The organism is Thermococcus waiotapuensis (assembly GCF_055384795.1).
Genome location: NZ_AP042429.1, coordinates 895,738 through 913,314, shown reverse-complemented (window position 1 = coordinate 913,314; position 17,577 = coordinate 895,738). Strand labels below are relative to the sequence as shown.

The window sequence follows — 17,577 nt, the reverse complement described above, 5'->3', positions numbered from 1 at the left end:
CGTAGAACAGGATTGTGTGGAAACACTTCCCAGTCCTGTGGGTAGTGTAACGTCCACTTCGTTGTTTCCGTAGAACAGGATTGTGTGGAAACGGGAGTTTGGAAAGGAGATGGGTGATGAGTTATGGAAGGAGATAATGAGAAGGTTCATGCTAAGAAGTTTAGTGTGATGGACATACCGAATATTGTATATAAGATGCTTGCTCCGTATGTTGGTAGGTTTGATTTTTATCATTATATTAGTTTGGAGCCGCTGTTAGAGGAGGATTATGTTCCGGAGGATGTTAAGAATTTGGTGAGGTATTTGTGGGAAGTTTATTTGGGGTTTTTTGTTTCTGGTGGTGATGACCAGGGAGAAATGGAGAAGCAAGCGCCGACGAAATTGATTCCTCCGGAGTATCGTTGGTATATTAAGGATGATATGATAAGGAAGTTGCCTAAGGGTGTTCATGTATATAAGGGGCCGAGAGGGGGGATATTTGTTGATTTGAGGGAGTTGAAGGATGTTAGGAATACGTATGATGTGAATGTGGAGAGCAAAAATAAGAGTGTGTATACTCCGAATTGGATTGAGTTTGCGTTTAAGAGTAAGAGCGAAGTTAGTGAGGAGGAGAAGAAGATTTGGAAGTATTTGGTTGAATTTTCGTCATATAAGAAAGCGTTAAATATGTTGTTTAATATTTCAGATATTGAGGTGGAAGTTGTTGAAGAGGAGGGTGAAGGGGATAAGTGGAAGGTTGCGTATATTGAGGGCAAGATTAAGTTTTTTGGAAAGAATATTACTGAGGAGGAGAGAGTTAAGCAGTCAGATACTGCATTGTTGTTATATTACGGGGAGCTGAATAAGGCAATTAGAACAATTGGCTGGTATTATTATCATGCTGTTGGTCATTTGATGTTTAGGGAATATGGGTTTGATGAAGAGATGCTTGGCAAGTTGAGAGAGTGGGTGGGGAAGGTTAAGATTTCTGATTATGGTAATTTGGATTTGGAGGAGTTTTGGTGTGAGGCTTTTGCTTTGCATTCGTTAACTGGTGGTCGGCCGAGTAAGTATGGCTATGTTCCTAAGGAGTTTGAGAGGTTGATAAGTGATATTATTGGTAAGTTGTTTGATAAGGGGTATGCTGGTAAGGAGAGGATTGGTGGTTATGTTTATGATAGTTTTGATACGGAAGTTGGTGTTAAGAAGAGTGAGCCTGAGGGGTTGAATATCAAGGTTGATAGGGAGGATGCGGAGGCGGAGAAAGGGGTTTGATGTTTCTATGCTTATTGATGATGGTTTGTGGTTTACGACAGTTGTTGATGACGAGGATGAGGAGATTGTTAAGGAGTTTTTGCATAAGGCCGTGCAGAATTATGGTAGGTATACTACTGAGGCTTTGGGTCAGATGGAGTTTTGGAAGAAGTATGCAGGATTGAGTGTGGAGCAGTCTGAAAAGTTGAATGGGATGTTGAAGTGGATAGTTGAGAAGCGTTATTGGAAGTATAAGGGTTATGTTGTTAGGAAGATTGCGAGGGAGTTGGGTATAGATGAGAAGAGAGCGGAGCTTATTGCTGTTACTGAGTTAGCGAATTTGGCGAATTATGCGAGGTATTTGGCGTATCAGGGCGAGACTAATGTTGAGAAATTTGTTTGGGTGACAGAGAAGGATGGTAAGGTTTGTGATAAGTGTAAGAGGATGGCCGAGTTGACAAAGGATGGTGTAACTCTTGATGAGATGAAGGTGCTGATTAAGGAGGTTTGTGGTGATACTGCGAGGGAGTTTATTTGTCATCCGAGGTGTAGGTGCAGTTTTATTAGAAAGTATAAAAAGGTAAAGCATATGTTATCTTTTGAGTTTCCGTAGGACAGGATTGTGTGGAAACCTCCCCAAAATCAAAAACTTCCTCTCTTCCGGGGTTCCTGCAGAACGGTTTTGGGGAGACATTACAGAGGCGTGGGACAGTGCTGCGTAGAAGCACCAGCTCCCCTTCGGGGTTTCCCCAGTTTTTGCCTCGGTTTTCGTGAAAAGGTGCCGGCGGTTGGCTCCCACAACCTCCAGATCGAAAGGCTTATAAGTGATATGTCGTTCGATATATTGGTGGTATCATGGAGCGCTCTGACTTCAGGGGGTGCCTCAAACTGCTCGTGCTGAAGATTCTTGCGGAGAGGCCCATGCACGGCTACGGCATAATGGTCGAGCTTGAGAGAACCTACGGTATTCCGCACCCCAGCCCGGGGACGGTTTACCCGATGCTGAACTCCCTGAGGAGGGCCGGACTCATCGAGTTTGCCGGCGAGGGTAAGAGGGACAAGAGGCTTTACAGGGCCACGGAAAAGGGGAAGGAATACCTCAGGGAGCATGAAGCAGAGCTTAAAAGGGCGGAGGAGCTCACCTACAGGTTCAGGGAGTTCGCGAGGCTTGGGGGCAGGGAACCGCTTGAAGTGATGAAGGAGGTCTTCAACTCCCTTGACACCCTAACGGAGGAGCAGAAGGAAGCCCTCGCGGGGGAGTTCGGGGAGTTCACCAGAAGGGTGAGGTTAATCCTTCTCGGCAGGGTTGAGAGGGGTGAGGGAAGTGAGTGAACACGCGATAGAGGTTGAAAACCTCGTGAAGAAATATGGTGATTTCGAGGCCGTTAAGGGCATCTCGTTCAAGGTCAGGAAAGGAGAGATATTCGCTTTTCTCGGGCCGAACGGGGCCGGAAAAACCACGACGGTGCACGTGCTCACCACACTCCTGAAGCCGACCTCTGGGAAGGCCTTTGTGGCAGGTCACGACATCGTGGCGGAGCCCAACGAGGTGAGGAAGAAGATAGGGATAGTCTTCCAGGACCCGAGCTTCGACAGGGAGCTTACCGCATACGAGAACATGTACATCCACGGCAGGATATACGGCCTGGGTGGGGGCGAGCTGAGGGAGAAGATCGAGAAACTCCTGAAGTTCGTTGAGCTCTGGGACTTCAGGGACAGGCCGCTCAAATACTTCTCCGGCGGGATGCAGCGCAGGCTTGAGATAGCGCGCTCCCTCCTCCACGAGCCCGAGATACTGTTCCTCGACGAGCCGACCATAGGTCTCGACCCCCAGACGAGGGCCCACATATGGGACTATATAAGGGCCATGAAGGAGGAGCACAACATGACGATCTTCCTGACCACCCACTACATGGACGAGGCCGAGGTGCTGGCTGACAGGATAGCGATTATGGACCACGGGAAGATAATAGCGGAGGGAACCGCCGAGGAGCTCAAGAAGCTGGTGGGCAACGACGTGGTTTACCTCAAGCTCGAGGCTCCCGAGGAGATCAAATGCCTCAAGGCGGACTTCATAAGGGGGTGCAAGCTCCTCCCCGATGGTAGGATTGCGCTGGACGTTGAGAACGCCGCCGAGGCCCTCCCGAGGCTCTTTGAGCTCGCGAAGGAGAGGGGAGTGAAGATACTCGAGGCTACATACCACAGGCCAACGCTCAACGACGTCTTCCTGCACCTGACGGGGAGGGAGATAAGGGACGAAGGTGGAGAGCAGAGGTTCCCGATGAGGTTTAGGAGGAGGTGAGATAATGAGGACGTTCACCACGATGATATACCGCGAGCTGAAGCGCTTTTCCCGTTCCCGTGCAAGGGTAGCCGGGAGCCTGATAAATCCGCTCATCTGGCTCGTATTCTTTGGAATGGGCTGGAGCGGGGTGTTCAACAACCCGATGGCGAAGGGGGTCTTCGGTGGCGTTGACTACCTCACCTACCTCGTCCCGGGTGTCTTCGCCATGACTGTCTTCAACATGAGCTTCATGCAGGGAGTTACGATAATATGGGACAAGCAGTTCGGCTTCCTCAAGGAGATACTCGTTGCCCCGGCGAGCAGGGCTGAGGCGATACTCGGCAGGATAACCGGAGGCTCCCTGATGGCCCTGATACAGGGAATAATCCTGCTGACCCTCAGCTTCGCGCTTGCAGACCTCAAATTGAGTGGCGTTCTCCCCGCCCTGGGGCTCGGCTTCCTCGTCGGGGTTGCCATAGCGGGCATGGGAGTGGCCATAGCACTCAAAATGACCAGCATGGAAGGCTTCCAGATGGTGGTCACGATGATAATGATGCCCATGACCTTCCTGAGCGGCGCGATATACCCAATAGACGCCATGCCCGGCTGGATGAAGGCGCTTGCCTACGTTAATCCCCTCACCTACGCCGTTGACGGGACGAGGCGCTACCTCGTGGGCGGTGCCATAGCGAAGTTTTCACCAGCTGTGGAATGGGGCCTGCTGGCGCTCCTGGCGCTTGCTTTCTCGGCCATTGCAGTGCTCGAGTTTGAGAAGGCCACCATCGACTGACACGGGCCCCCTCGGCCTGGGTTCTATTTCTTTTACCTTCCCCCCGCGAAAGAGCCTGAAAAGAGGGCAAAAACAGAAAGGGGAATCATCCCCTGAGTGGTAGTCCGTGGTCGAAGGAGTAGTAGACTTTCTGGAACTCGGCGCGGAAGCCGTAGACGTCCCTCTTGACCTTCTTCGGGTCTTCCCTGTCGAGGAGGACGCGCCTCATGAAGCGGGCAATCTCCCTCATCTCGTCCTCCATCATGCCAACCCTAGTCATCTCCTGGACACCTATCCTGAGGCCGCTGGGCTCGTTGACCTTCTCGAGCGGGTCCCACGGCAGGAGGTTCTTGTTGAGGATTATGCCGGCTTCCTCCAAAAGCGGGGCCGCCCAGCCGCCCGCTGCCGGGTGGAGGTCTGAGACGTCCACAATAACCTGGTGGCTCTCGGTGTAGCCTTTGTCCTCACCGATGACCTTGAAGCCCTCCTCCGCCAGAGCCCCGGCGAGGGCCTTCGCGTTCCTGACTATCTGGGCGGCGTACTTTTCACCGTACTCGAGCATCTCCGCCGCGGTGATGGTCTTACCCGCCATGTGGTGGAGGTGGTGGTTGCTAAGCACACCCGGGAAGATGGCCCACTGGAGCCTGGCTATCTCCTCGGTTTCACCGAAGCGCTTGTAGATTATCACTCCACCCTGCGGCCCCGGGAAGGTCTTGTGGGTCGAGGCGGTGATTATGTCTGCCCCTTCCCTGAGCGGGTCCTGGAACTTCTTTCCTGCTATGAGGCCAAGGACGTGGGCACCGTCGTACATGACGTAGGCTCCGACTTCCTTTGCAACGGGCGCGAGCTCCTTGACCGGGTGCGGGAACGGGAAGAGCGAGCCGCCGAATACCACTATCTTTGGCTTAAGCTCGCGGATGAGCTTTTCGGCCTTGTCAACGTCTATGTTGAACTCCTCGTTGTCGAAGGGCCAGGTGTGGACTTCAAGGCCGCGCATTCCGGCGGCACCGAAGGGCATGTGGCTTATGTGGCCTCCATGGCTGGTGTGGAGGACTATGGCTTTGTCTCCGGGCTGGGTTAGTCCAAAGAAGACGGCCTGGTTGGCGTTGGTTCCTGAGACGGGCCTTAAGTCGGCGAAGTCGCTCTGGAAGAGCTTCGTGAAGAGTTCCACTCCAATGAGTTCAACCTCGTCAACGTATTTGCACCCCTGGTAGTAGCGCTGCTTCGGCCAGCCTTCGGCGTACTTGTGCATGAAGCCGCTGGCGACTGCCCTCGTAACGCTCGGAGAAGTCACGTTTTCGCTTGCTATGAGGTTTATCGTGTGGCTCCTCCAGTTCTCGTGGTCCTCGATGAAGTTCAAAACCCTGTCGCGGTATTCCCTGTATCCGGCCATCCCAAACACCTCGGTGGGAGTTGGGCGGGGGGAATATAAATCTTACCGAAGGTGTGCACGTGCACAGAAATGCACACTGCAGTATGGGAAAAGGGGGTAAGGTGTCACTTCCGAAGCTTCGTCGCAAGCCACATGAGCAGGGGAAGCACAATGAAGGCCATCATGTCTCCGGTGTCGCCGGCGAAGGCGAGCACGTCGGCAAAGTTCCTGATGCCAGCAAGGTAAGCAAGCACCGGGGGAACCACCGTGAGGGCCCAGGCCACGGGCCTCCTGAGCTTTATGAACTCCTCGCTGTTGCTCTGCTGTGCCAGGGCTATGCCTATGTAGGCCGTCGTTATGGTGAAGAGCGGAATGAGGTTGCCCACGAGCCAGCCGGTCCTGCCGTAGAGGGACTCAAGGCCCTGCGTGGCCACCTGGGGGGTTTCCCTGCCGAAGACGAGGAGGAACGAAGCCATGAACGCCGCGTAGATGGCGGTAGGTATGAGGAAAGCTAACACGACCAGTTTCTTCGTTTTTTCGTAGCTCCCGAGCCCCTTGTAAATGTCTGGAATGATGGTGTGGCCGCCGAGGGCGAATATGGCAACGCCCGTTATGCTCAGGATTCCAGATATGTCGACGTAGAGCCCGTTCTCCAGCTTCGCGTGGGGAGCGAGCATGAAGATGACGGCAACAAAGAGGGTGAGCACGATGTAGCTTATTACAAGCTCCGTCTTTCCGCTCACTTCGAGGCCTTTGTAGACGACCAGCGACGCCAGGGCCCAGAATATTAAACTACCAGCGGTCTCGCCGGTGCCGAAGAGGCTCGCGAATACCTTTCCCATCCCGGCAGTGTAGGCCAGCAGAGCCCCAAAGCTCATCAGCGTTACACTGAGGTACATGAGCCAGCCGCCGGCTTTACCGAGGGTTTTGCCCGCTATGGTGCTCATCTGGGCACCGCCCATCTCGGCCGAGAGCTTCAGAACTACGAGGGCCGTTCCGAGGAGGAGAAGCATTACCCCGGTGAGGATTCCCAAGGCCGGGATAAGGCCGACCTTGCTGGCCGCGTAGGGCAGGCCAAGGACCCCAGCCCCGATCTGGGTTCCAATGAGAACGGCCAGAGCCTCCCTCTCGCTTATTCTTGCTTTGATAGTTATCGGGCTCGTCCTGATGCCCCTCACTCCTTTCCTTGTCCTGATGTTCTGGATGACTACGAGCTTTTTCCTCCTCTGTGCCGCTATTCTCGCCGAATAATACCTTCCGTGTGATGTGGCGACCTTTTTTCTCTCAATCTTGCCTGAAACAGGCATTTCTCTCACCGGCCCAATACTCAAATGAGCACATTTAAACTCTTCTACGGAAGTGTGAAGCGCCTTTCAAAAAAATATTCAGGGGTGCCGGGGATTGGCCTAAAGGGAGGGGCACGGTTTTTAAAGCTCGACGAGTAGGGGATACCATGATCGAGGAAGCCGCTAAACTGCTGGCGCGCTCAAGGTTTGCGATTGCTTTTACCGGTGCAGGGATAAGCGCCGAGAGCGGAGTGCCGACCTTCAGGGGAAAGGACGGCCTCTGGAGGCATTATAAGCCTGAGGAGCTGGCGACTCAGGAGGCCTTTGAGAGAAATCCGGCGTTGGTCTGGGATTTTTATCGGTGGAGAACGCGAAAAATTCTTGGGGCAAAGCCTAATCCAGCTCATTATGCCCTCGCAGAGCTTGAAAGGCTCGGAATCCTCAAGGCGGTGATAACGCAAAACGTCGATGACCTTCACCGCGAAGCCGGAAGCGGGAACGTTGTCGAACTCCACGGGAACATATTCCGGGTCAGGTGCGCCTCATGCTCCTATAGGGAGAACCTGAAGGAGAACGGCAGGGTCAGGGAGTTCGTTAACTCAAAGGATCTTCCGAGATGCCCGCAGTGCGGCTCTCTCCTCAGGCCGGACGTGGTCTGGTTCGGGGAGGCACTGCCGAGGGCTACACTCGAGAGGGCCTTTAAGCTGGCCGAAAAAAGCGACGTTGTTCTCGTCATAGGGACGAGCGGGCTGGTTTATCCGGCCGCGTACATCCCATACATCGTTAAGGAACACGGGGGAAAAGTTATAGAGGTGAACGTTGGGAGTAGCGGGATAACGCCGATAGCTGACATCTTCCTGCGGGGAAAGGCAGGCGAGGTAATGGCTAAAATACTCGACGGAGTCAGGAGGGAAGTTAAAGGCCCCTAAAAACGTTTGGTGCCGGGGCGGGGCTTTGAACCCCGGACCTCTCGGTTTCTCAGGCTCCCCTAAGGGAGCGGCCCTATGAGCCGAGCGCTCTGACCAGGCTGAGCTACCCCGGCACTGCCCGAGCGCCCGACCTATACCTCCAGCGGGGTATTTTTAAATCTTTCGATAGAGAACGCTAAATGAGCCCGAGGACCCAGAGGCCAATCGCAACCAGGAGGACTCCGGCAACAACGGAGAGCTCGGCTGAGTGCCTCACCATCGCCCTTGAGAACTCCTTGCTGTCCCTTAAACCGCCCATGGCAAACAGGATGACCAGCAGGGGGAGGACGAATATTACGTTGTAGAGGGCCAGCAGGAGGAACACCAGAACCATGGAGGAGCGGGCTATGATTGCCGCATAGACAACGTACGGCCCCGCAGAGCACGGCAGGAGCGTCGTTGAGACGCTTATACCGAGGATCAGAGCACCTATGACAGTCGTGTCGGCCGAGAACATCTTTTCCTCAGGGCCTTCTTATCCCCTGTCCTTGAGCGCTCCGCTATTCCCGTTGCTACGGTGTAAACTCCAAAGGCTATGGCAAAATAGCCGGCCCACTCGAGGGGGATTCTCCCGGCTATGAAAGTCAGACCCAGGCCGAGCGTGTAGTAGGAAACGTATACGGCCCCCACAAAGGAGAGACCAACGATGTAAAGTCCCTTCTTGTCAACACCCCTGGCGGAGAGCGCTATAAGGAAGAGGGTGTAAACCGCGAATGTGCAGGGATTTACCGAGTCCGCCATGGCCAGCATGAAGAACTGGGGGATGAAGCTAGACATGCCCAGCAGGGAGAGCACCGCGGCGCTCATTCCAAAGGACAGGAGGACTATGAGAAGCAAGTACCTGAATTCCCTGCTCTCCAGGAGTTTTCTGGCCCTCATGTGGCGAACTTGACGCTGGCGGGATATTAGGTTTTCCTAAACCTTCGGTTATAAACCTTCGGGGAGTTCGGAATGCTGGGGAAACCTATAAATTCTCCGGGGGAAAGTTTCTCCGGGTGAGAGGTGATGATGATAGCAAAGCCCTGCACGACCATGAAGGGTATAGTGATCAGTGCCTACTCCTGGGAGAGGCCGGTAAAGATAGACCTGACGAAGACTGCGCAATGCCTCAAGGAGAGGGGCTACACCGTCAAGAAGCTCCTTCCGGAGATGATGCTCATCCTTGAGATGGAGGGCTATGAGGTTTAGCGTCTACCCGAGCGGGAAGATAATAATCAAGCTCCTCGAAGATGCAAGCAAGGGCAGGGAGATGGCGACCGTTGTTTACGACTGCGCCGGGGTTCTGGAGGTGGTATCATGAAGATCCCGGACGATGTAAGGAAGGACATCCCGCTGACAAGTGAGGTCATCTACTTCGACAGCACTGCCACCTCGCTAACTCCAAAGCCGGTCGTAGAGGCCATGGAAGAGTATTACCTGAGATACCGCGCCAACGTCCACCGCGGTGTTCACAGGCTCTCCCAGATCGCGACGCACAGGTATGAGGAGAGCAGGAAGGTAGTTGCAGAGTTCATCAACGCAAAGTTCGAGGAGATAGTTTTCACCAGGAACACGAGCGAGAGCCTCAACTTGGTTGCCCTGGGACTGGAGCACATCTTCAGGCCGGGGGATAAGATAGTCACGACGCCCTACGAGCACCACTCGGATTTGCTCCCCTGGCAGAGGCTTGCGAAGAGGAAGGGCCTGAAGCTGGAGTTTATAGAGGGAGATGACGAGGGCAACCTCGATCTGGGCGATGCAGAGAGGAAGATAAGGGGGGCCAGGCTCGTCGCAGTTCAGCATGTCTCAAACGCTCTCGGCGTTATCCACGAGGTTGAAGAGCTCGGAAAGCTCGCTGAGGAGGAAGGGGCCATATTCGTCGTTGACGCGGCTCAAAGCGCCGGCCACATGGAGGTCGACGTTAAAAAGCTCCACGCCGACTTTTTGGCCTTCTCCGGCCACAAGGGGCCGATGGGGCCGACCGGAATAGGCGTTCTCTACATCAGTGAGGAGTTCTTTGAGGCCTTCGAGCCGCCGCTCATAGGGGGCGGGACGATCGAGGATGTCAGCCTCGACGATTACAAACTGACGGAGCCGCCCGAGCGCTTTGAAGCCGGGACGCCGAACATAGGCGGAGCAATAGGCCTGGCCGCCGGAATACGCTACATCCAGAGGATTGGGTTAGACAAAATCGAGGAGCAAGAGCACAAGCTCGTGAAGCGCATCACTGAAGGCTTAGACGAGCTTGAGATTCCGTGGTACGGGCCGAGGGACCTGAAGAAGCACGCAGGGGTTGTAAGCTTCAACGTTCCGCCGCTCCACCCGCATGACGTTGCAGCGATACTCGATGAGCACAACATCATGGTTCGCTCCGGCCACCACTGCGCCCTGCCGGTCATGAAGAAGCTCGGGATAAACGGCACGGTCAGGGCCTCCTTCCATGTCTACAACAGCGTTGAGGAGGTTGAGACATTCTTAGGGGTTATGGAGGAGCTCGTGAAAAGTTTGAGGGGTTAGAGGGGAATCTCCCCCCATTTAACCTCCATGGTCTCGGGCGTGCGGTAGATGAAGGCCCCCTGGCCCTTGCAGACGTGCTTCCTCATCGGGCCGGGTGGAACTCCACTCGCTTCGTAGATTAAGCTCTGCACATCCGGGTCGTGGTAGAGGAGCAGAACCGGGCCTGCCATGTTCAGCAGGGAATCCAGGGCGTACTCGCTGGCGACCACCGTTACCCTCTTCAGGGCCGGATTTGTCAGGAGGGGAAGTCCTGCGCTTCCAGCACTGGTATAGGTTAGAACAGCCGCATCGTTGAGGCCTATCATCACCTTTCTCCTCTTCTCGACGGCCGCGGCTAAGATGAGGAAAGCGTTCCCGACGAGGGTTATGCTATGGGCATCCCCAAAGTTCACGAGGATGCTTTGCCCGAGTTCCGGCACTTCACCCGAGTAGAGAAGCTGGTCCAGGGCAGTGTAACTCTCCGCGATTACCTCCGAATATTTTTGCCCGGCCTTTAGCGCCTTCGGAACACTCCCAACTTTTCCTGCCAGTATATCCGAGTAGAGCATCTCCGTTAGCGTCCTGTCAAGGCCATAAATCGTCTGGACTATCGTGGCGGCGGTGTAGAAGTCGAAGTGGCCTTCACCAGCGAGCTTTATGGGGTCCAGGCCGCCGGGCTTCGTGTCCTGAATTCTGAGAACTGTATCAAAGCCCTCTTCACCGAAACTTCCCTTCGTGTCGAAGATGATCCTGGAGTAGTCTTTCTCCGCGTATTTCCCCGCTAAATGTCTCAGGGCCTTGCCCGGCCACTCGTCCATGCCGAAGACCTTCAGCGTCCTGCCGTGGTAGGCCGGGTCGTAGAAGACTTCCTCGCCTTCCCTTTCAAAAAGTTTGACGGCTATGCCGCTATATTTCACGGCTCTCACCATTAAGAATGGGAGGTGGAGGTATAAACGGGTTCCGCTCAGACAACCTTCACCAGCCTCTCCATCCAGGGGCTCACCCTGACCTTTATGTATCCCCTGAGCTTTTCGTCCACACCTCTGTCGCCGGTGTAGACCCTGATGGAGCCATTCTGAACTTTTGAGGGCGTGGCGACGACTGTTATGTTCTCCTTCGGGATGTGCCTCAGCACTTCAGCCGAGAACTGCTGGTTTCCCCTGCCGAAGAGGAAGTTGAGGCCGCCGATGACGGTAACGACGATTTTCGGGTTCCGGTCAACGAACCTGAGAAGGTCTTTCTCCGTCGCGTCCTTTACGAGGAGCCTGGCCCTTCCATCCTTAACCTCAACGACGTCTACACCGAGCAGGGTTCCATCTATTCCAAGCGCGTCCTTTATTCTCTTTATCGTTGAGCCGGAGCCGAGGAAGTAAACCCCGTCGCTCCCGAGTATCTCCTCCGCAAGGGCCCCGGCTATAGCTTCAAGCTCTTCCTCCTCGTCGAGGGGAACCCCCTCCTTGCTCCCCTGAACGAGGGTCTCAACGACCGGGACGAGGGCCTTCCCGTAGGTTCTGGCCTTAACCTCGTTCTTCCTGTAGGCTTCCTCGTCTATGTCCCTGACCTCCCTCTCCTCAAGCCCTGCCCTCCCCCGGATGAACTCCACTAAAACCCTCGCCGCGTCCTCCGGAGATGCGGCAAAGACTCCAGAATACATCTTGACGCCCGTTGGTATTCCCAGGATGGGAACTTTCTTATCCACTACTTCAACAACATCCCTGGCAGTTCCGTCGCCGCCTGCGAAGAGAAGCAGCTCAACCTTTTCAGCCATGCCTCTCGCGAGCTCTTTTGTGTCCTTGGAAGTTGTGTCCGGGATTTTTACGCCTTCAACAAGGCGATAGCTTATCTCCCTGTGTCTGATAACTTCGTGGGGAAAACCGAACTCCTCGAAAACATCCTCCCCGAGCGGCCCCGGACCGGTCAGGAACTCAATTTTTCGGGCCTCCCCATAGTGGGACAATTCACCGAGAAACAGTCTCACGAGGTCAGCGGCTATTGGCTTAGCCCCTCGTTTTATGGCCTCCTCCACAACTCCATCTGTGCCCTTGAGGGCAACTTTTCCTCCCATTCCTGCTATCGGGTTGATTATGAGTCCAACGCGCATGTTTTCACCCCATGTACTTCCTCGCGAAGACCGTCAGGAAGACTGCCCACATGAACATTCCGAACTTCCCGTAACTTCCCTGTCTCGCCGTAGGCTTTCTCCTCACCTTCGCACATGGGTTAATCTCCCGAGAGCTTTTCATATATCAGAACGTCCACAAAGCCCTCCTCCGGGATGAACTGATGTTTTCTTAACCTCCCCGCGAGCTTAAAACCGTTCTTTTCCAGTACTCTTATCGAAGCCACGTTGGGCTCGAAAACCCTCGCGTAGACTTTGATGAGGTTGAGCCAGTTGAAGGCGTACTCCAGGATTAGCTTAACTGCTTCGCTTGCGTAACCCCTCCCCCAGTGTTCTGGGCCAATAATGTAGCCGACCTCCGCATTTCTGTTCATGAAGTCTATCCCGTGAAGGCCGATTACTCCAGCCAGTCTCCACTCGCCGCTCGTTATGATCGCAAAAACCTTTTCTTTCTCCCGGTTTCGTCTGATGGTCTCATACCATTCCAGCTCGTTTTCATAGAAGAAGACCTCGTGGGGCTTTGAGAGGTACCGCCTGACGTTTCTGTCGTTGTACCACTTCCATAGGGTGGGCAAATCGTCCCGAAGAAGGACTCCGAGTGACACTCTGTGGCCCTCCATGACTACAGGTCTCATTGCCTCACCGTAAGTTTAAAAGCACGCACACATATTTAACTTTGATGGAGAGGGAAAAACTCATCAAAACGGTCTCGGCTATATTCCGTGCGGCCGGCTTTAAGACCGCCCACATCGAGCTCAGAGAGAGTTGCTTTGACATAGTCGCGGGTAGGCTGTTCTTTCTTCTATTCGTAAAGGTCGTGGGAAACATTGATACCGTTAGCGAGGAGCAGGCCAGCGACTTGAAGAGGCTTTCCAAGGTATTTGGAGCGTCCCCCCTGATAGTGGGTCTGAGAACGAAGGGAGGGGAACTTGAAGAGGGTGTTGTTTACGAGAGGTTCGGGATAAACGCCCTCAGGCCCGAAACTCTCTATCAGGTTCTCCTTGAGGGAGAACTGCCGGTAATTTTCGCTGAGAGAGGCGGGTTTTACGTCAGGATCAATGGGGAGCTTTTGAGGGCTTTAAGGGAGAAGCATGGCTATTCCATAAATGAACTCGCCCAACTCCTTGGAATTTCGAGAAAAAGCCTCCAGAACTATGAAAAGGGGGAGCAGGCCGCTTCCCTCGACGTTGCCATCAGGATGGAGGAAATCTTCGACGAGGCGATAGCAGAGCCCATAGACATCCTGCGGGCCAGGGTGGAGGCCAATCTCTCCTCGGAGCCTGAAACACCCCTCGAAAGGGAAATATTTGAAAAGCTGAAGAAGCTTGGCATGGGGGTCGTCAAGATAAAGCGGGCCCCCTTCAACGCGCTTTCCAGAGAGGAGGAGTTCACGATTCTAACCGGGATAGACGAGAGAAAAACCAAGTCCACCGTGAAGAGGGCAGAAATGGTGGCGGAGGTCGGTAAGGTGATAGACAGCGAAAGTTTCTTCGTTCTGGAGCGGGCCAGGGCGGAGGTCGTCTCCGAAGTGCCGCTGATACCAAAGGAGAGCCTAAACACCATCAGGGATGTCGATGAGCTGATAGGCATGATTGAAGAACTGAAAAAAAGCCTGAAGCAGGCAGTTGCCAGGGATCTCAGCCGAAGATAACCTTCTTCCAGACCCCTCTCAGGTCGCTGACGTATTTGGCAGGCGAGGCTATCATAACCGCCCACCTCGGTGTCTGGCGCCTCTTAAGGGCGTTGGCCAGAGGTGTAACCTTCGCCAGCGGCTGGACATCGCCGTTCTCAAGGAGAACCCCTATTTCAGTCGCCTTAAGCCTTGGTTCGCTCAGCATCAGGTCGGACACACTGAACTCAAGGATAACCTCCCCTTCTTTAGCCCCAACGGCATCTGCCAGAGCTCTTTCCATTTCCTGGCGCTTCTTAACGTCTCTATAGGCCGACAGCAGGGTTCTCTTTTCTTCCTGATCGAGGGAATCCGCACTCTCAAGAACGGCTGCTTTGTAGAGGTCGCGGTATTTTATCCTCTTTACAATCTCCGAAGGGAATCCTTCGAGGTCCTCCAGCTCTACCAGGACTCTGCAGTCTGTCATCTTCCAGAAGTCCCAGAGGTTGCCCTCTTCAAGGGCAAACTCCAGAGCCCTGATCAGCATTCCCTCGGCTATCTTCACCGTGTGGTGGAAGTAGACGCGGGAATACATAAGGGAACGCGCCACCATCATTCCCTCAACGGCCTCAAGGCCTTTCTCTTCAACCACGAGTTCTCCGTTATGAACCGTCAGAACCTTGAGGAGTCTCTCCATGTCAATTATCCCGTGGGCAACACCTGTGTAGTGGGCATCGCGGATGAGATAATCTATCTGGTCGACATCGACGTCGCCGTGGAGGGCCTGGCCGAGATATCTCTTTAGATGCTTTCCGAGTATCAGGCTGGAAACCTCCTCCGGTGAGATTCCGTTTTCTTCGAGGATCCCGGGTATCCTCCCGCCGCCATTTCCATCGGTTATGTCGATTTTGCCAAGGATTATGTCCTGGCCCAGGTGCATGTGGTCGTGCTCCTTTACGTAGTGCTGGTAGATGCTCTCAAAGGTGTGGCTGAATGGCCCGTGCCCGATGTCGTGGAGGAGGGCGGCTATCTCAAGGATCAGTCCTTCGTCCTTCTCCAGGTTCAGCTCACCACTTAGCCTTTTAGCAACGTTCCAGGCTCCGAGGGAGTGCTCGAAACGGGTGTGGTTTGCCCCGGGGTAAACCAGATAGGCAAGGCCAAGCTGTTTTATGTTTCTCAGCCTCTGGAACTCAGGCGTTTTAACGAGATCAAGGATGACGCCCGAGATCTTCATACTCCCGTGAATCCCATCATGGACTATTTTTCCTTCCATCCCACCCACCTGGAAAAGCTTGGAAAGGGGATTTAATTTATTTTCGGTCATTTGTACTTCCCTTCAAGCTGCATCTGCTTTATCCTGGCCGTCAGTCCTTTCTTGGGCACTCTGTCCTCTTCTAAGATTTCTCCGGTTTTTGTGTCCAGCCTGGCGTAGTAGATGTACTCACCGCCGGATACCTTTATGTTCATGTAACCCCTGTCCTTGTAGTGGGTTATTCTTTCCGTGTTCAGGTTATCCTCACCGTACTTTCCCCGGAGATGCCTGTGGTACAGATCCTCAAGGGCCCTCTCCGTGAACCTGGCCTCTACCTTTAAAACCTGCCCAGTGCTCCTCTCGAGGGTCAGCGTTCCAACCTTCGTCACCCCGGTGAACTCTGCCGTCCAATTATCCGAGAGCACGAGGGGTTCCACCTTGGCCTCCGGGTCGATTTTCTTGGCTTCTTCCTCCGCTATTTTTTCGGCGAGTTCTCTCTTCAGAACTCTGTCCTTTTCCTTCAGCATCTTACCATCCTTACTTATGAACACTTTAACCTCTCTCTCGTTGTCTTCTATTTCCACAACGTAGTTGTCGTTTTCCTCGGAAATGTTCTTTATAGTGTATCCGGGATACCTCTCGAGAACGAGCTCCCCGGCTCTCCCGGGGGATACCACAACGTAGTAGTCAAGAACATCTCCGGTTGCGCCGTCTATTTTAACCTTTGCAACCCCAGATTCTCCCGCAAGGGTTATCTCCAGGCATTTGTGCTCGATAACCCTGTATTCCCTGGGTTCAAGGCCTGAAACCGGAAAGTTGCCCTCCACAAACTTCTTGGCTCTTTCAAAGGCTTCAGCGGGTGATGGAAGGCTCCTGACTTCCCTGGCCTCCCCGTTCCTCAGATTTACCCCGACGACAACTATTCCCCCCTCTACGAGTAAATCTGCAACGGCTTCTTTTTTGGTTTTTTCAAGGGACAGAACTTTTCCGGATGGATAAAGAGACTTTAGAAGCTCTTCCAGGGCCTCATCGCTCATTAAAGTTTCAAGTCCAACCAGCTTTCCTGTGTAAGGGTTGAAAATAACCTCAAACGAAAAGCGTCTCGTCCTGCCCAGGACTTTAAGTTTTTTCTCGCCAGTTTTGACGTTGATCTCTTCAGGCTTTTCTCCGGTTTCTTTCTCAACGATATCCCTCGCCTTTTCCAGAAAGTATTCTTGAGGTAGCGGTTCCAGTGAAACGTCTATCCCGCCGGTTCTGAGGTTCACCCTGACCTCTCCCCTGTTTTCTCCGATCCTGAGCTCCATAAGGGCCATTACCGGCAGATAAACCTTCCTTCTGTCGGTTATTGATACGTGATTTTCTGAAACTCCCCTCTTTTCGGCCACGAGGCCTTTCAGGATCAGGGCAACTTCGCCGGGACTTACCGGGTTCTGTATCCGTCTCTCGGTGGCTCTTATTACCGCTCTCCCGTCGAGAAGGGCTTTTTTCAGCGGTGTGGAAAGTTCCCTGTCTTCCTCGGCGTTCAGCACGACATCGTCCTTTGAGAAGATTATGGCCTTTCCACTCTCTTTTTCCGCCCCCGTGAGCTCCCAGGAGACAATGTAAGCGGTGGAAAGTTCCAGCGAAAGGGAAACGAGTTCTATCTCATCCGGTGAAACCGGATAATTCCTGGTCAGATGCTCTGAAACTCTCTTCATGAGTTCTGCATGTGAGAAATCATAGAGCAGGGGCGCATCAAGTTCGAATTCCTCCAGTGTCTCCTCCTTCTCTTCCTTCTCCGGAGTAAAAAACTTTTCAGCCCCCTCAGGGACGTTAACACTGTAATTGTTCAGCAGGGATGCAAGTTTTTCTCCATCCCAGGGAATGATCCTGCCGAGGTAGTCCTGTGATATCAAGAGTTTAGCGTCCTTGGTGAACCCCGCGGGCGAAACCAGGACTCCTTTGTGGGCCTTGTGTCTCTCGATGCTCTGAGCGAAAACGTTAACATCTTTGGAGCTTGCGAGTCCCCTGTCATGCACCAGGAGGATAAGCTTTTCTGTTCCCGCTATTGGGTCTTCCCTGATGGCCACTATGTCTGCGCCCCACTCACTTTCATTTGAGACCTTCTCGTAGTTCTTAAACCCCATTCTCCCCAGAAGCTCCGAAATGGAGTTTAGCAGGAGGTCTTTTGGGAGTCTCACGATGAGATCCGCGCTCCACGGCATCGTCCT

At 53.7% G+C, this 17,577-nt stretch carries 15 protein-coding genes, 1 tRNA gene and 2 pseudogenes; 9 read left to right on the top strand and 9 right to left on the bottom strand.

The window, feature by feature from the left end:
- Positions 1 to 123: 123 nt before the first annotated feature.
- The 5 genes from ACZ47M_RS05115 to ACZ47M_RS05095 all read left to right on the top strand — a co-directional run bounded on the left by ACZ47M_RS05115 (position 124) and on the right by ACZ47M_RS05095 (position 4,307).
- Entirely contained in the window at positions 124 to 1,254 is a 1,131-nt protein-coding gene (locus ACZ47M_RS05115; RefSeq protein ID WP_315340748.1) for a hypothetical protein, read from the top strand.
- Entirely contained in the window at positions 1,217 to 1,846 is a 630-nt protein-coding gene (locus tag ACZ47M_RS05110; RefSeq protein WP_315340745.1) for a structural protein, read from the top strand. Before ACZ47M_RS05115 ends, ACZ47M_RS05110 begins: the two co-directional genes overlap by 38 nt.
- A gap of 242 nt (positions 1,847 to 2,088) precedes the next feature.
- A complete protein-coding gene (locus ACZ47M_RS05105) occupies positions 2,089 to 2,565 on the top strand; it encodes a PadR family transcriptional regulator (RefSeq protein WP_315340743.1) in 477 nt (158 codons plus the stop codon).
- Positions 2,558 to 3,535, top strand: coding sequence for an ATP-binding cassette domain-containing protein (locus ACZ47M_RS05100; RefSeq protein WP_315340738.1), 978 nt, complete (start codon positions 2,558 to 2,560; stop codon positions 3,533 to 3,535). The genes ACZ47M_RS05105 and ACZ47M_RS05100 overlap by 8 nt, the downstream gene beginning before the upstream one ends.
- 4 nt (positions 3,536 to 3,539) lie before the next feature.
- Positions 3,540 to 4,307, top strand: a complete 768-nt coding sequence (locus ACZ47M_RS05095; protein ID WP_315340735.1) for an ABC transporter permease — start codon at positions 3,540 to 3,542, stop codon at positions 4,305 to 4,307.
- An 85-nt stretch (positions 4,308 to 4,392) separates the two neighbouring features.
- Here the strand turns inward: ACZ47M_RS05095 and glyA are convergent, their stop codons facing one another.
- Together glyA and ACZ47M_RS05085 are read right to left on the bottom strand one after the other, a co-directional pair.
- On the bottom strand, positions 4,393 to 5,679 hold the full coding sequence (gene glyA / locus ACZ47M_RS05090) for a serine hydroxymethyltransferase (protein WP_315340733.1): 1,287 nt from the start codon (positions 5,677 to 5,679) through the stop codon (positions 4,393 to 4,395).
- Between the two features lie 104 nt (positions 5,680 to 5,783).
- A complete protein-coding gene (locus ACZ47M_RS05085; RefSeq protein WP_315341099.1) occupies positions 5,784 to 6,965 on the bottom strand; it encodes an aromatic amino acid transport family protein in 1,182 nt (393 codons plus the stop codon).
- 146 nt (positions 6,966 to 7,111) lie between these two features.
- On the opposite strand from ACZ47M_RS05085, the gene cobB reads away from it, so the two are divergent.
- Positions 7,112 to 7,873: an NAD-dependent protein deacetylase gene (gene cobB, locus ACZ47M_RS05080; protein ID WP_315340730.1), complete on the top strand. Its 762-nt coding sequence runs from the start codon at positions 7,112 to 7,114 to the stop codon at positions 7,871 to 7,873.
- Positions 7,874 to 7,880: 7 nt separating this feature from the next.
- Here the strand turns inward: cobB and ACZ47M_RS05075 are convergent.
- Positions 7,881 to 7,986, bottom strand: a tRNA-Met gene (locus tag ACZ47M_RS05075).
- 62 nt (positions 7,987 to 8,048) lie between these two features.
- Positions 8,049 to 8,791, bottom strand: a pseudogene (locus ACZ47M_RS05070) (cytochrome c biogenesis protein CcdA).
- A 126-nt stretch (positions 8,792 to 8,917) separates the two neighbouring features.
- On the opposite strand from ACZ47M_RS05070, the pseudogene ACZ47M_RS05065 reads away from it, so the two are divergent.
- Together ACZ47M_RS05065 and ACZ47M_RS05060 are read left to right on the top strand one after the other, a co-directional pair.
- A pseudogene (locus ACZ47M_RS05065) lies at positions 8,918 to 9,212 on the top strand (hypothetical protein).
- Entirely contained in the window at positions 9,209 to 10,408 is a 1,200-nt protein-coding gene (locus ACZ47M_RS05060; protein WP_315340728.1) for a cysteine desulfurase, read from the top strand. The pseudogene ACZ47M_RS05065 and the gene ACZ47M_RS05060 overlap by 4 nt, the downstream one beginning before the upstream one ends.
- Here ACZ47M_RS05060 and ACZ47M_RS05055 read toward each other — a convergent pair.
- The 3 genes from ACZ47M_RS05055 to ACZ47M_RS05045 form a co-directional block, all read right to left on the bottom strand.
- Positions 10,405 to 11,304: a hypothetical protein gene (locus ACZ47M_RS05055; protein ID WP_315341097.1), complete on the bottom strand. Its 900-nt coding sequence runs from the start codon at positions 11,302 to 11,304 to the stop codon at positions 10,405 to 10,407. The two genes, ACZ47M_RS05060 and ACZ47M_RS05055, sit on opposite strands and share 4 nt — an antisense overlap.
- 47 nt (positions 11,305 to 11,351) lie before the next feature.
- On the bottom strand, positions 11,352 to 12,488 hold the full coding sequence (locus ACZ47M_RS05050; RefSeq protein ID WP_315340725.1) for an ATP-NAD kinase family protein: 1,137 nt from the start codon (positions 12,486 to 12,488) through the stop codon (positions 11,352 to 11,354).
- A gap of 119 nt (positions 12,489 to 12,607) precedes the next feature.
- Positions 12,608 to 13,141 (bottom strand): GNAT family N-acetyltransferase, encoded by a 534-nt coding sequence (locus ACZ47M_RS05045; protein WP_315340723.1) that lies wholly within the window; start codon positions 13,139 to 13,141, stop codon positions 12,608 to 12,610.
- Positions 13,142 to 13,185: 44 nt separating this feature from the next.
- On the opposite strand from ACZ47M_RS05045, the gene ACZ47M_RS05040 reads away from it, so the two are divergent.
- Positions 13,186 to 14,157: a transcriptional regulator gene (locus ACZ47M_RS05040; RefSeq protein ID WP_315340721.1), complete on the top strand. Its 972-nt coding sequence runs from the start codon at positions 13,186 to 13,188 to the stop codon at positions 14,155 to 14,157.
- Here the strand turns inward: ACZ47M_RS05040 and ACZ47M_RS05035 are convergent.
- Together ACZ47M_RS05035 and ACZ47M_RS05030 are read right to left on the bottom strand one after the other, a co-directional pair.
- A complete protein-coding gene (locus tag ACZ47M_RS05035; protein ID WP_315340718.1) occupies positions 14,144 to 15,388 on the bottom strand; it encodes an HD domain-containing protein in 1,245 nt (414 codons plus the stop codon). The genes ACZ47M_RS05040 and ACZ47M_RS05035 overlap by 14 nt on opposite strands.
- 47 nt (positions 15,389 to 15,435) lie before the next feature.
- Positions 15,436 to 17,571, bottom strand: coding sequence for a restriction endonuclease (locus ACZ47M_RS05030; RefSeq protein WP_315341095.1), 2,136 nt, complete (start codon positions 17,569 to 17,571; stop codon positions 15,436 to 15,438).
- Positions 17,572 to 17,577: the final 6 nt, after the last annotated feature.